General features: G+C 44.5%; 15 protein-coding genes. 3 read left to right on the top strand and 12 right to left on the bottom strand.

What is annotated here, in order from left to right; genetic code table 11:
- Positions 1–34 precede the first annotated feature (34 nt).
- The gene (locus A3738_RS19045) at positions 35–1,099 is read left to right on the top strand and encodes an SMP-30/gluconolactonase/LRE family protein (protein WP_068501367.1); all 1,065 of its coding nucleotides are present in this window, start codon (positions 35–37) and stop codon (positions 1,097–1,099) included.
- Between the two features lie 10 nt (positions 1,100–1,109).
- Here the strand turns inward: A3738_RS19045 and A3738_RS19040 are convergent, their stop codons facing one another.
- The 9 genes from A3738_RS19040 to rpe form a co-directional block, all read right to left on the bottom strand.
- Positions 1,110–2,393, bottom strand: a complete 1,284-nt coding sequence (locus A3738_RS19040; protein ID WP_068480289.1) for a TRAP transporter large permease subunit — start codon at positions 2,391–2,393, stop codon at positions 1,110–1,112.
- Positions 2,390–2,947 carry a TRAP transporter small permease subunit gene (locus tag A3738_RS19035; RefSeq protein ID WP_231876645.1) on the bottom strand — a complete coding sequence of 186 codons (558 nt, stop codon included), beginning with the start codon at positions 2,945–2,947 and terminating at the stop codon, positions 2,390–2,392. Before A3738_RS19035 ends, A3738_RS19040 begins: the two co-directional genes overlap by 4 nt.
- Before the next feature lie 29 nt (positions 2,948–2,976).
- The gene (locus A3738_RS19030; protein WP_068480283.1) at positions 2,977–4,080 is read right to left on the bottom strand and encodes a TRAP transporter substrate-binding protein; all 1,104 of its coding nucleotides are present in this window, start codon (positions 4,078–4,080) and stop codon (positions 2,977–2,979) included.
- Positions 4,081–4,184: 104 nt separating this feature from the next.
- A complete protein-coding gene (gene trpC / locus A3738_RS19025) occupies positions 4,185–4,997 on the bottom strand; it encodes an indole-3-glycerol phosphate synthase TrpC (RefSeq protein ID WP_068501373.1) in 813 nt (270 codons plus the stop codon).
- A 20-nt stretch (positions 4,998–5,017) separates the two neighbouring features.
- Complete coding sequence (gene trpD / locus A3738_RS19020; protein ID WP_068501376.1) at positions 5,018–6,055, bottom strand: anthranilate phosphoribosyltransferase; 1,038 nt, start codon at positions 6,053–6,055, stop codon at positions 5,018–5,020.
- Between the two features lie 29 nt (positions 6,056–6,084).
- A complete protein-coding gene (locus A3738_RS19015) occupies positions 6,085–6,669 on the bottom strand; it encodes an aminodeoxychorismate/anthranilate synthase component II (RefSeq protein WP_068480277.1) in 585 nt (194 codons plus the stop codon).
- On the bottom strand, positions 6,669–8,180 hold the full coding sequence (gene trpE / locus A3738_RS19010; protein WP_068501379.1) for an anthranilate synthase component I: 1,512 nt from the start codon (positions 8,178–8,180) through the stop codon (positions 6,669–6,671). Before trpE ends, A3738_RS19015 begins: the two co-directional genes overlap by 1 nt.
- A gap of 206 nt (positions 8,181–8,386) precedes the next feature.
- On the bottom strand, positions 8,387–9,040 hold the full coding sequence (gph, locus tag A3738_RS19005; protein WP_068501381.1) for a phosphoglycolate phosphatase: 654 nt from the start codon (positions 9,038–9,040) through the stop codon (positions 8,387–8,389).
- A 26-nt stretch (positions 9,041–9,066) separates the two neighbouring features.
- Complete coding sequence (gene rpe / locus A3738_RS19000) at positions 9,067–9,744, bottom strand: ribulose-phosphate 3-epimerase (protein WP_068475688.1); 678 nt, start codon at positions 9,742–9,744, stop codon at positions 9,067–9,069.
- A 39-nt stretch (positions 9,745–9,783) separates the two neighbouring features.
- On the opposite strand from rpe, the gene A3738_RS18995 reads away from it, so the two are divergent.
- Positions 9,784–10,932: a DUF3530 family protein gene (locus A3738_RS18995; RefSeq protein ID WP_068501383.1), complete on the top strand. Its 1,149-nt coding sequence runs from the start codon at positions 9,784–9,786 to the stop codon at positions 10,930–10,932.
- On the opposite strand, the gene A3738_RS18990 is transcribed toward A3738_RS18995, so the two are convergent.
- Both A3738_RS18990 and pyrE read right to left on the bottom strand, forming a co-directional pair.
- Positions 10,919–11,560: a hypothetical protein gene (locus A3738_RS18990; RefSeq protein ID WP_068501384.1), complete on the bottom strand. Its 642-nt coding sequence runs from the start codon at positions 11,558–11,560 to the stop codon at positions 10,919–10,921. The two genes, A3738_RS18995 and A3738_RS18990, sit on opposite strands and share 14 nt — an antisense overlap.
- A gap of 93 nt (positions 11,561–11,653) precedes the next feature.
- Positions 11,654–12,313 carry an orotate phosphoribosyltransferase gene (gene pyrE, locus A3738_RS18985; RefSeq protein WP_068480264.1) on the bottom strand — a complete coding sequence of 220 codons (660 nt, stop codon included), beginning with the start codon at positions 12,311–12,313 and terminating at the stop codon, positions 11,654–11,656.
- Positions 12,314–12,404: 91 nt separating this feature from the next.
- Between pyrE and A3738_RS18980 the strand changes: the two genes are divergently transcribed.
- Complete coding sequence (locus A3738_RS18980) at positions 12,405–13,178, top strand: exodeoxyribonuclease III (RefSeq protein WP_068501387.1); 774 nt, start codon at positions 12,405–12,407, stop codon at positions 13,176–13,178.
- Positions 13,179–13,347: 169 nt separating this feature from the next.
- Here A3738_RS18980 and rph read toward each other — a convergent pair whose 3' ends face one another.
- Positions 13,348–14,070 carry a ribonuclease PH gene (gene rph, locus A3738_RS18975; protein WP_068501389.1) on the bottom strand — a complete coding sequence of 241 codons (723 nt, stop codon included), beginning with the start codon at positions 14,068–14,070 and terminating at the stop codon, positions 13,348–13,350.
- Between the last annotated feature and the right edge of the window lie 62 nt (positions 14,071–14,132).

The following is a 14,132-nucleotide window of genomic DNA, read 5'->3' as shown; positions in this document are numbered from 1 at the left end:
TTTCTCGTGTTGATAACAATAAAAGATAATAACAATGAACATCCTAAAACTCGTATTATTCATATTCCTCATAACCATTGCTGTTTTTGTTTGGCGTAGCTGGCCAATCATGAATCTTGGCTACGATATCGCTAACGTTAATACTGACTACTGCGCACCTGTCGCAATTGAGGCTGGCCCAGAAGATATCACTGTTGACCTAGCGACTGGGGAGGCATTCATTGCCACAGACGCTCGCCGCGACTATCTAAAATATGGCACAGCCCCGCAAACACCAGGAGCTATATGGGTAAAAGACTTGAATAGCGATAACCCTCCTCCGGTTAAAATAGAAGCGAATTATCCAGAGGCATTTCATCCGCATGGAATTTCCCTTCTCAAAGAAAATGGAAAACGCTATCTGTTTGTCGTAAATCATCCAAGCACTACGTTTCATCAAATCGATATTTTTGAGCTTGAAAGCTCGCATAAAGCGACCTTACTAAAGAGCGTCACCTCCGATTTATTTATTTCGCCTAACGACATTTTTGCTACATCCTTAAACGAATTCTACGTCACAAATGACCACGGAGCCCCTCGTCACACACCACAAGAAAAAGTCGAAGACTTCTTTCGTTTAGCGAATAGCAATGTCGTTCATTACAAAGATGGCAAAGCTACGATTGCACTGGATGATCTATATATGGCGAATGGCATTACGATCGATGAAGATGGAAAAATATATGTCGCGGAATCGACCGGGCTTCAAATCACCCAATATTCAAAAGATACTGATGAAAGTTGGAAAGCGACTCAACGCTATGACCTTGAAGTTATCGTCGACAATTTAGAATGGTCAGATACCGGTAAGCTTCTAGTTGCTTCTCACCAAAGCGCGCTTTACTTTTTAATGCATACCTTTGAGCACAGCAATCACTCACCTTCTATCGCACACGAAATCGATACCGTAAGCGGTGAAATCAATTTGCTATATATGAGCGATGGCGCTCAGCTGTCAGGCGCTAGCGTCGCAGCGCAATATAAAGATTCTTTATTAATTGGTTCTGTATTCGAAGAACATTATCTTCACTGCAAATCTGAACAGTTAGCGTCACGCTAACTGTTCTACTTTAGAGCAAACCGAAAAATCCTGGAAAGAATAAGATAGCTAGAACGACCAATATTTGTAGGCAAATGAAAGGCATCACACCTTGATATATGTCGCTCGTTCTAATGCTAGACGGTGCGACCCCTTTCAAATAAAACAAACTAAAACCGAAAGGGGGTGTTAAGAAACTCGTCTGCAAATTCATAGCAATGAGAATCGCAAACCACAGCATACTGATTCCTAGCAATTCAGCGATCGGTGCCAGCACCGGAACAATAATGAAAGAGATTTCGACGAAATCAATAAAGAATCCTAGTATCAAAATGACAAGCATCGTGAGAATAAGAAAACCCCATTTCTCGCCAGGCAAATTCGTTAACCAGTGCTCTAATATCTCTTCACCGCCGGTATAGCTGAATGTCATTGAAAAAGCCGTAGCACCCAGCAAAATAGCAAACACCATCGCTGTAACGGTCACTGTTTCACGAGCACTATCTAAAAGCATCTTCAAATTAAATTGCCGATACAACATAGCTAAGACAAGCGCACCGATACCGCCCAAAGCAGAACTCTCGGTTGGCGTCGCAATGCCCGCAAAAATAGAACCTAGCACCAATGCAATTAGCAGAAGCGGAGGAATAATGGAAAACAAGGCGTCTTTAATCGCCTCAAAGCCAACGGCCTCAGTTGGTGGCATTGGAGGCGCTTTTTCTGGATTTCTAAGCGTGACAAAAAGAATGTAACCAATATACAAAGCAATCAATAACAAACCTGGAGCAACGGCCGCCTGGAACAAATCCCCAACCGGCAAGCCCAATACATCGCCTAATATGATCAAGATGATTGAAGGAGGGATAATTTGTCCCAAGGTGCCCGATGCACAGATGGTGCCGCACGCTAATTGCTTATCATAGTTGTACTTCAACATCGCTGGCAGCGATATCAAACCCATCGCGACCACACTCGCTCCGACAACACCAGTAGATGCAGCTAAGAGCGCACCGACTAAGATTGTACTAATCGCTATACCACCACTCATACGACCAAACAACTGCGACATAGAAACCAGTAATTGTTCCGCTAACTTGGTTTTCTGTAGCACCACGCCCATAAAAATAAACAGCGGTATCGCCATTAATATGGTGTTTTCCATAATGCTTTGAATGCGATAAGGCATGAAAGCAAACAAATCAAAGCCTTCAGCAATCACTCCAAAAACAAGTGCGACGCCTGCAAATGTAAACGCAACGGGAAAGCCCAGCATCAATAAAAGAAGCGCAGCAAAAAACATAATAATGCCTATCATGAGAGCATTCCTTTATTGCCTTGCTGATAGTGAGCACGCCCTTTTAAGACCAAAATAGCTTTAGTCATCATGCCGAGAGCTGCGATACCAATAAAGATAAAAGAGATAGGTATTAACGATTTGATAATCCAGCGATAGGGTAGACCACCAGGGTCACCACTTCCCTCACCAATTGAATAGGCATCATGCGCAAAACTCGCTCCGTAATAGGTAACAAGTGCGACAAAAGGGAAAATGAAAGTCAACGCACCCACTAAATTCACAATAGCCTTACGCTGATCACTCCAGCCTTCGTAAAATATATCAACACGAACATGACCATCGCGCTGCATGGCGTAGGGGGTTCCTAACAAAAATACAGCCGCAAATAGATGCCACTCGAGCTCTTGCATGCCTATAGAGACATCATTAAAAACATAACGCATCACCACGTCGTAAAAGACGTTTAATAGCATGAACAACATCAAGATGCAGGCCACAAAGCCACATAGCGAAGTTGCCTTACGGCAAAACCAATCTAATCGTTCAATCATATAGAAAAAAGCCCGAACCAAGGTTCGGGCTCCTTATACTCACTTCTTACTTATTTTGTACTTTCAAGATACGCCTTGTCTGAAATCAAGGTCCAATCTCGTACTTTCGCCATATATTCTTGCTGGGAAGCAAGAACTTTCGCGGCAAACGGATCTGCTGCTGCATTCTCTTTAAGAAGCTCATCGTTTGCCTGAATAATGGCTGACATCACTTCTTCAGGGAAAGTTTTTACTAGAATGTTTGGATACTCTTCCTGCATCGTCGCCCAATTCTTACCACTTTCGTGCGTAGACTGGATATACATGTCATAGGCTGCTGTACGCATGGCGATACGCAATATTTCTTGCAGGTCTGCCGGCAAACCTTCAAAAGTTTTACGATTCACTAAGAACTGCAATTCAGCACCAGGCTCATGCCAACCGGTATAATAGTAAGGTGCGATTTTATGGAAGCCCATGCGCAAATCGAGAGATGGACCTACCCACTCAAGCGCATCAATAGTGCCTCGTTCAAGTGCTGTATAGAGCTCTCCCGGTGGGATATTCGTCGGTTTCGCACCGAGCTTTGCAAGCACTTCACCAGCAAAACCTGGGATACGCATTTTAAGACCTTGAAGGTCATCTAGCGTTTTGATTTCCTTCTGGAACCAACCGCCCATTTGGTTAGACGTGTTACCGCCTGGGAAAGACATTAAGTTGTGCTGAGAGTACAGTTCATCCATCAACTCCATACCACCACCGTAATAGAACCAGGCATACTGTTCTTGCGCCAACATTCCAAATGGCATGGTCGTGAAATACATCGTTGCAGGGATTTTCCCCTTCCAATAATAAGAAGCCGAATGCCCAAGGTCATACTGGCCTGACTTCACCATATCAAAAACACCAAAAGGCGCTTTATGTTTGTTGGAAGAATCTATCGTAATCTGAAGGCGTCCGTCGGACATCTTGTCGACTAGTGTCGCGAGGTTTTTTGTAGCATCGCCAAAAATAGGGAAATTCGGTCCCCAAGTTTCAGCAAGCTTAAGAGTAATTGTTTCTGCTTTCGTTTCTACAACTGCTTGCTCTTGTGCTTGTTCGGCACATGCAATCAAGGTAACGAAACTAGCAACAAAAAGGGTTTTAATAAGCGTGGGTAGACCCAATACTTTCATGATAGCGTCCTTTTATTTTTGTTTGCGCAATAAGAAATTATCAGATGTTCGGAGGGATTTCACCCTCCGTAATAGGATTGTTCGTTAACTTGTAAAAATTGCCTTTAAAAAAACAATCTCGCCAACTCATCGCCAGGGTTTTCGGCTCGCATAAATGCTTCGCCAACCAAAAAGGTATTCACCTGATTTTTGCGCATATCCTGAACGTCATCCAATGTATGAATACCGCTTTCGGTCACAACAATTCTATTTTCTGGGATGCTTTCAAGTAACTGAAACGTGTTATCTAGGCTTACCTCAAAACTATGCAAATCGCGGTTATTAATGCCGATAAGCTTAGTATCAAGCGTAAGCGCAACGTCGAGTTCTTGTGCATTATGCACTTCGACCAATACATCTAAACCAAGCTCATGTGAGATACCTGAAAGTTCCTGCATCTGGTCTTTGGTTAAGCATGCAGCGATCAACAACACACAATCTGCATTTACAACGCGGCTCTCATAAATTTGATATGGAGACACCATAAAATCTTTGCGAATGACTGGTAGAGAGACTGCATTACGCGCAAGTTGTAAATAATCTTCATGCCCTTGGAAGAAGTCTCTATCTGTTAAAACAGATAAACAGGCAGCACCTGCATTGTCATAAGACTGCGCAATCTCAGCAGGTCGGAAGTCTTCTCGAATCACACCTTTACTTGGAGAAGCCTTCTTGATTTCTGCAATCACGGCTGACTGCTTAGATGCAAGCTTGGATTCAATCGATGCAACAAAGCCTCGACACTCTGGTTTATCAAGCGATTGTGCTTTTAGCTCGGTCAACACGAGCGCAGCACTGCGCTCCTCTACTTCTTCCCACTTACGCGCAACAATATTGCGCAGAATCGTTGGTGTGCTGTCATTCACTTTGCTGCTCATGTAACTTCTCGCTAATGCGTTTAATCTTCTTTAAATACTTGTGAGAAACTCGCTAACTCACTCATTTTGGCTAAGGCCAAACCACTTCCGATCGCGTCTTCAGCCATTGACACACCAGCCTTCAACGAATCTGCTAGACCAGACACGTATATCGCAGCAGCCGCATTGATCGTAATGATGTTACGCGCCTTCTGCGCGATATCGCCATCATCTTTGCCTAATGCTGACTTAATGAGAGCAAGACTTTGCTCCGCACTATCCACACTTAAATCAGTTAATGCTGCTTCTTGAATACCTAAGGCAACAGGTCGAATTTCATATTCAATAACTTCGCCATCTCGCAATTCTGCAACATGGGTATTAGCCGCAATAGAAATTTCATCAAGGCCGTCGTCAGAATGCACCACCATCACATGCTCACTGCCAAGGCGATTTAATACTTCCGCCATTGGACGGCAAAGTGCTTTCGAAAACACACCGATAATCTGGCGCTTTACACCAGCAGGATTTGTCATTGGCCCTAACATATTGAAAATCGTACGCATTGCTAATTCTTTGCGTGGGCCAATTGCATGACGCATCGCGCTATGGTGGGCTGGCGCAAACATAAATCCAACACCAATCTCTTGCACTGCGCGCGCAACTTGCTCAGGGCTTAAGCCCAAATTAACACCTGCAGCTTCAAGAAGATCAGCACTTCCGGTACTACTAGAAACACTACGATTACCATGCTTTGCAACGCTGCCCCCTGCGGCTGCAACTACAAAGGCAGATGCAGTCGATACGTTAAACAAATTAGAGCCATCACCACCAGTTCCACAGGTATCAACTAAGTGCTGAGCATCAACATTTACAGAGGCAGACAAATCACGCATCACTTGCGCTGCACCGGTAATTTCGTCAATCGACTCGCCCTTCATACGCAACGCAATCAATAGAGCACCAATCTGCGCATCGGTCGCTTCGCCCGTCATTACCGTCTGCATCACGACTTTCATATCTTCTGTTGATAGGCTTTGCCCCTCAACAATCTGAGCAATTGCATCTTTAATATCCATGACTAGTCTCTCTTATTGTTGGTGTTTGCTTATGACTCGCGCTTCAAAAAATTATCAAGCAACTCGTGACCGCATTCAGTCAAAATTGATTCTGGGTGAAATTGCACCCCTTCAACATCTAGGGTTTTATGGCGCACACCCATTATCTCTTCCATTGAACCATCCTCATGTTCGGTCCACGCAGTAATTTCTAGGCAATCAGGAAGCGCATCTTTATCAATCACTAAAGAATGGTATCGCGTTGCTGTCACTGGGTTAGGTAAACCTTTAAATACACCTTCATTGTTATGATGCACTGGAGATGTCTTCCCATGCATAACTTGGCCAGCACGGATAATAGATCCACCAAAAGCTTGTCCAATACTTTGATGTCCTAGGCAAATGCCAAAGATAGGGAGTTTGCCTTTAAAATGCTCGAGTACTTGCAGTGAAACACCAGCTTCATTTGGCGTACATGGGCCCGGAGAAATCACGATTTTCTCGGGGTTCAGCGCTTCGATTTCTTTAATAGTGATTTCATCATTTCGATAAACTCGCACATCGGCGCCTAATTCACCTAGATATTGCACGACGTTGTATGTAAAGGAGTCATAGTTATCAATCATTAACAACATTACTTATCCCCCTTTGCAGATTCATTAGAAACACTGTCTACACCTTGCGTTGCCATTGCCACAGCTCTGAATACGGCTCGCCCTTTATTCATGGTTTCTTCCCACTCGTTTAAAGGCACTGAATCTGCAACGACACCGGCTCCAGCTTGAATATGAAGCACATCATCTTTAATCACGGCTGTTCGAATCGCGATTGCAGTGTCCATATTGCCGCTCCAAGACAAATATCCGACTGCGCCGCCATATACACCACGCTTCACTGGCTCTAACTCATCAATTATTTCCATTGCGCGAATCTTAGGCGCTCCGCTTAATGTGCCGGCAGGAAATGTTGCTCTAAGAACATCCATGGCTGAGCAACCATCTTTCAGCTCACCAGTCACATTAGAGACGATGTGCATGACATGCGAATAACGTTCAACAATCATTTTGTCCGTGAGCGAAACTTTTCCAGTTTTCGCGACACGCCCAACATCATTACGCCCCAGATCGATCAGCATCAAGTGTTCTGCGAGCTCCTTAGGATCAGCTAAAAGATCTTGCTCTAAAGCCAAGTCTTCTGCTTCGGTCATACCGCGCTTTCGTGTACCTGCAATAGGACGGACCGTGACTAGCCCATCTTCGACACGTGCCAATATTTCTGGTGAAGAACCCACAACATGAAAGTCGCCTAAGTTTAGGAAATACATATATGGCGACGGGTTCAAGCAACGTAAAGCGCGATATAAATCGAGTGGCGCAGCTTTATAAGGAATATACATACGCTGAGCGAGCACAGTCTGCATGACATCGCCGGCCAGCACATAATCTTTAATACGATCTACAGCCGCTTCATATTTTGGCTGTTCAAAACCTGAAACAAAATCTTCTTCTGAAACAGACTGAGCCTCACCTGCTTGCGCGGGCGCTGATGCCTGCATCGTTCTTAAACGATGAACGAGAACACCCAACACAGACTCAGCGACCTCGTAGCTCCCATCCACACTTGGATCTTCATGATGAATCAATATCAACTTGCCGCTGAGATTATCAAATACGACCAACTGATCAGAAACCATGAGAAGAATATCTGGCGTACCAAGCGGATCTTCTGGGCAAGAGTGAGCAAGCTTCGGTTCGACATAACGAATAATGTCATACCCAAAGTAACCCACTAAGCCACCATTAAAACGCGGAAGCCCCTCTATTTCTGGAACACGAAAACGAGATTGGAACTCTTCAACAAAAGCCAATGGATCGGAATGCTCGAATGACTCCGTAACCTCACCATCTGCTTCAAGATGAATCGTCTTCCCCCAGACTTTCAAAACCTGTCTACAAGGCAAACCAATAATGGAGTATCGCCCCCACTTCTCGCCGCCCTGTACAGACTCTAACAAGTAACTGTATGGGCCATCCGCGAGTTTCAAATAACTACTGAGCGGGGTATCTAAATCAGCAAGAACTTCGCGTACAACTGGCACGCGGTTATAGCCGTCTCCGGCAAAGGCATAAAATTGTTCTGCGTTCATGGTATTTCCTTGACTAGCGATCTTTGGGCAAAGTGTTATGTGGTAAGTTACAGCTGCTCAAAATCGCCATCGAAATGAAGCAGAGAAGCTCCATTGAGAGGGACTAGATATTAATGAAAAATCCGAATAAATCGTCATGACCGACACTTAGCGCTAATGCGTCAAATTCTGTTTGCATTGTAGTGTGTTTACACAGTTGAGTGAGATTAACTCAGCTCTGAAAGCGAATCAACAAAGGCATCCAGATTCCTTGCGTCAATTGGCAGACCGTGATTATAACCATAGCTTACACCGACAACTTTCACTCCTGCACGGTGAGCCGCTTGAAAATCGTTAATCGAATCACCAACCAACACTGACGCATCTTCTGAAACGCCAAAATGCGCCATGCAATGCTGAAGAGGCAGAGGGTTTGGCTTACGCTCTTGTGTCGTATCACCACCAACCAACATATCAACCACTAAACCCTTTTGATCTATCAGCACCCTCGCAGGGGCTTCAGGCTTATTGGTCACAATGGCAACAAAGCATCCTGCTTCTTTGAGTTGCGCAAGCAAAGCAAGCGTTCCTTCATAAAGCTCTGAATGCTGCCCATTAATTTCTGAATAATGCTTATAGAAAAGCTCCAATACGCGATGTAAGTCGAAGTGGGAACCGCTCACATCGAGAGTTTGCTGAAGCGCTCTATTAACGAGAACTTCAGCCCCATTCCCAACCCATAAACGACAATCGTCCAATGAAACTAATGGATACCCCGCCTCTTCAAGAGACAAATTCAACGCAATATGTAAATCAAGCGCACTATCGACTAAGGTCCCGTCTAGATCGAACATCACTAATTGAAAGTCACTCAGTTTCATTTGCGCGTTATCCCTAAGAAAGCCAATTAGCCTAGTTTTGCAGCCGCCAATTCAGCACGCATTTGATCGATCGTCACTTTGTAATCATCAGTATTGAAAATCGCTGACCCTGCAACAAAGGTATCTGCGCCAGCTTCTGCAATCTCTCGAATGTTATTTACCTTTACACCACCATCGATCTCTAACTGGATATCAAAACCGCTTTCAATAATTTTTTGCTTCACTAACTTGAGCTTATCGAGCGTGCTCGGGATGAATTTTTGACCACCAAATCCTGGATTCACCGACATTAAAAGAATCATATCCAACTTATCCATCACATGATCAAGATAATGCAGCGGTGTTGCAGGATTAAATACCAAACCTGCTTTGCAGCCACCGTCTTTGATCATCTGTAAAGAGCGATCAATGTGCTGAGACGCCTCTGGATGAAACGTAATGTAAGTAGCCCCAGCCTCAATAAATTGACCAATCAAATCATCGACAGGTTGAACCATCAAATGGACATCAATCGGCGCCTTGATACCGTAATCACGCAGAGCTTTACACACCATTGGGCCAATCGTTAAATTCGGCACATAGTGGTTATCCATTACATCAAAGTGCACAATATCTGCGCCCGACTCTAAAACTTGCTCAACTTCTTCTCCAAGTCTTGCAAAGTCGGCCGATAAAATAGATGGAGCAATTTTGAATTCTGGCATGACAACCTCAATCAGTAAGGGAACAGGTGTTTGCGCGCAATGTATGCAATCAATCACAAAATAACAAGCAAGATACTGTCAAATCTAAGAATAATTAGTCTTAGCCTTATTGTTAGCGCCAATACTCTCGCCCAAGAAACTAGCTCTGGTCTTGCTCAGTCGAATGAAAACACATCTCAAGAAGCGCCCGAACAAGCCCCCTCAGCAGAAGAAATGCGCCCAACGCTACCAGCGTTAATTCAACAGGAACGCGCATTTACCAAACTTCTTGCTGCGGCCAGCCCAGAAAACCAAGTTACCTGGCTAGACATTAAATACCCAGGATCAGCGAGCTCTCATCAAAGCCTTGCCTTAAACATTAAACCTAAAAGCCCGATTACTCAGGGCGCAGCTTTAATCATCCCGAACACCTCGCAGCATGCAGACTGGCCTAATATCGTTCGTTCCTTGCGGGAGTATCTTCCGTTTACCGGATGGCAGACTTTATCGATCAGCCTTCCCACGTTTGAGTTGAGCTCAACCCCTCAGCGTGAATTAGAGACGAAGTCTTTTGACTCCTTCCCTGCCAACGAAGCAATAACAAAGGCCACTTTATTGGGAAGCCGAGCCCAAAAAGCACCAGAAGCAGAATCACCTTCCACTGAAGATGCAGAAGCAGAACCTGCGGCTGAGCCCGAAGAATCAGAGAGCGTCGATATCAATCTTAAAGAAGACGAAGAACTTTCAACAAAAATTGGCCCTTATCACGACAGGGCAATCGTGCATATTCAAGCGGGCATGAATTCTCTTGCAAGCCAAGGCTTTCAAAACATAGCGCTGATTGCCATTGGAGAGAGCGCGGGGCTCGCAATTGATTTCATTCAAAGCAAAGAGTCAGAAATTTCAGACAAAGGATTTGCGCTCATATTTATTGCGCCAGAGTTAAATCAGCACCAAAACATCGAACTATCTAGCGAACTAGGCGCAGGATTTCCGGCACCCATCCTCGATATATACGAATCTTCCCCCGAAGCAAAAGATAAAGCCCGACTACGTAATGCTGGAGCTCGTGTTGGCGGCTTTGCCAACTACAGACAATTAAAACTAAGCGCCCCTAAAGGCAGCGGTTCGGAAGGATTCCTAGAAAAAAGGATTAGCGATTGGTTAAATCGCTACTCGCCCGGACAAGAACAGGCTAGCGCTCGATAGGAAAGTCTTTTGCTTTGGTGCCGGTTAGAACTTCGAGCCGATTTACGACAACAGTAAACTCACTGAGAATTTGCTGGTAAGACGCTTGACTCTGCTCAATCACGCTTTGAGAAACAGCAATTTCTTTTTTTGCCATTTCGATATCGTCTAAAATTCGCTTACCTACCTTTTTACCGCTTCGTTGAATGTTTGCCGCTTGCTCTTCGCTTTTTGTAATGAGATTTTTAGACGCTTCAATAGCCGCTTTTCGCGAAACAATCACTGCATCTATTTCAGCTAGACGACGATTCATAATGCTCACAACAGCATCAGGCGTGCCGTATTGTTTAAGAAGCTTTTGGTCCTCTTCAGCTTGCTTCGCTGCAGCAAGTTCTTCTTGCTTCTTTTTTTCTGCGGCTTCATCGCGCTCGCGAATCTGCTCTTCGGTCAACGCAGGCGGGATACGCTGAACTAATCGGCCTTGAGCATTTAAAATATCGTAGCCTTTAGAAACTAAGTGTGGAGGAATCAAAGCAGCCATCACGGTTTTGCCGTTATCGTCTTTGTAACGATATAACTGCATTGCCGATGCTGCTGTCGTAACTAACATCCCGACAACAACAAAAATTAATAGACGACTTCGATTCATTTTTATTCCACTCACATTCTTTATGAATTCAGCACTTTATAGCCTTTCAATAAACTATAGCCATGCTTTCAAAAAGCGCCTCGTTACAAACCGTTATATTCCGTAACGATCTCTATACGCGGCGACACTGTCTGCGTACTCTCCAAGCCTTGCATCGTTTGAGATGAAGTCTAATATTTGGTCCAGGTTGACGATGCTAAGAACAGGAATATTGAAATCACGCTCAACTTCCTGAATTGCCGATAATTCGCCTTGGCCTTTCTCTTGACGGTCCAACGCAATGATAACACCGGCAGGCTCAGCACCAGCAGCTTTGATGATTTGTATAACTTCACGGATGGCAGTTCCGGCAGTGATAACATCGTCAATGATCATGACCTTTCCGGTGAGCGATGCACCAACGATCGTACCGCCCTCGCCATGATCTTTTGCTTCTTTTCGATTGAAAGCAAATGGACGATTATCCTGGAACAAAGAAGATAACTGCACAGCAGTTGCCGCACCTAATGGAATACCTTTGTACGCTGGACCAAACAACACATCAAAGTCAGCAGATGCATCATATAAAGTTTGAGCGTAGAACTCGCCTAATTTAGCGAGAGAAAGACCATCGTCGAATAAACCTGCATTGAAGAAATACGGGCTTACACGTCCAGACTTAAGTGTAAACTCGCCAAACTTAAGAACATTTTTTTGAAGGGCAAATTCAATAAATTCACGTTGATGTGGTTTAAGAGTTTGGTTCGACGACATAGATAAAGCCTTAATGTAAATATTTTCGGTTATTTCTTTTCAAAAAATGTGAATTGAGTATCATACCACGCGTTCAAATTAAGGGGCAGATATGCGTGTAGTATCAATCAGCGTAAATGGCTTGAAGCAAGCTGCTGAACTAGGTTTTTATGAATGGATGCAAGAAATCGATGCCGATGTAGTTTGCGTCCAAGACATTCGCGGTAAAGTCTACGACTTTGATGATGACATTTACCACCCACCAGGTTACGAAGTTTACTTCCTTGATGCCGAGTTTCCAGAAGATGGCGGCGTTGCCATATATACGCGCCACTTCCCTAAAGCCATTATGTATGGTTTCGCTTACGAACCAGCAGATCGCCAAGGCCGCTTTATTCAAGCAGACTTTGATAACGTCAGCGTAGCCTCAATGCTTGCCCCCGGAGCTATGCACAACGCTGAACAGCAAGAAGATAAAGATAAATTCATGGAAGTATTCCAAGACCATCTTGAAAAATGTCTGCGTAAGCGCCGACAGTTCATTTATACCGGAAACTTCCAATCAGCCCATCAAGTCACCGATGCGAGCAAGTACTACCACGACCGAGAGGCGGCCGGATTTCTAGCGCATGAACGCGAGTGGTTTGATAAAAGCTTTGACGAACTCGGCTATGTCGACGCTTTTCGTCAGGTCAACAAACACAAAGGTGAGTACACATATTGGCCAAAAGAGGCTGGTGAAGAGCAAAGCGAAGCAGGGATTCGAACAGACTTTCAAATCACTAGCGCAACGGTCAGCAATGTCATTGAAGATGGTTTTATCGACTACGACACGCGGTTTTCAGATCATGCTCCAGTGATCATCGACTACGACATCATCATGTAACTGAGAATTAGCACGGACGCTAACTCTTACCCTTCATTTAAATCTTCTTTTCACTCGCGGTTACTCTGCAACTTAGATCAGAATACCACCCATTTTTAGATTAAGAGCAAAGCGCATCACGACACTTCGCTCTAGTCTGCGAACGTAGCTAAGTTCTGACAATTCAGTACTATGCGTTACCGTCTAAAAGCGCCTGTTGAAGCTCAAAAATTTCCCCTAAGCCTTTGCGTGCCAAAGCAAGCATTGCGTCAAATTCTTTCTGCTCAAATGCTTCACCTTCAGCTGTGCCCTGCACTTCAATAAAACCACCTTTATCTGTCATCACGACATTCATATCGGTTTCAGCAGCAGAGTCTTCTGGATAGTCCAAGTCAAGGACAGCTTCACCTTCATAAATGCCAACCGAAATTGCAGCCACTTTTTGCTTAAGCGGAGATTCCTTTAACTTGCCTGCTTCGACCAATCCATTTAACGCCACGCCAAGTGCTGCACACCCGCCCGTAATAGAGGCTGTACGCGTTCCGCCATCAGCCTGAATCACATCACAGTCAATCGTAATGGTTCGCTCACCAAGCTTTTTCAAATCCACAGCTGCTCTCAAAGAGCGGCCAATCAAACGTTGAATTTCAACTGTTCGACCTTGCTGCTTACCTCGCGCCGCCTCACGTGACATGCGCGACCCAGTTGAACGCGGCAACATGCCATATTCTGCTGTAATCCAACCTTTACCCTCACCTTTTAAGAAGCGAGGCACCGACTCATCAATTGATGCAGTACAAATTACTTTCGTATCACCAAACTCCACCAACACAGATCCTTCTGCATGTTTTGTATATCCTGGAGTAAGTTTAATTGCGCGCGCTTGATCTAACGCTCTGCCACTTGGACGCATATCATTTCCCTTAAAATAAACTAAACTAGAAAAATTTTGCGGCGAGTTTAACACTTTCTGTC

Source organism: Oleiphilus sp. HI0066 (assembly GCF_001635725.1).
This window is presented reverse-complemented; position numbering and strand designations above follow the sequence as displayed.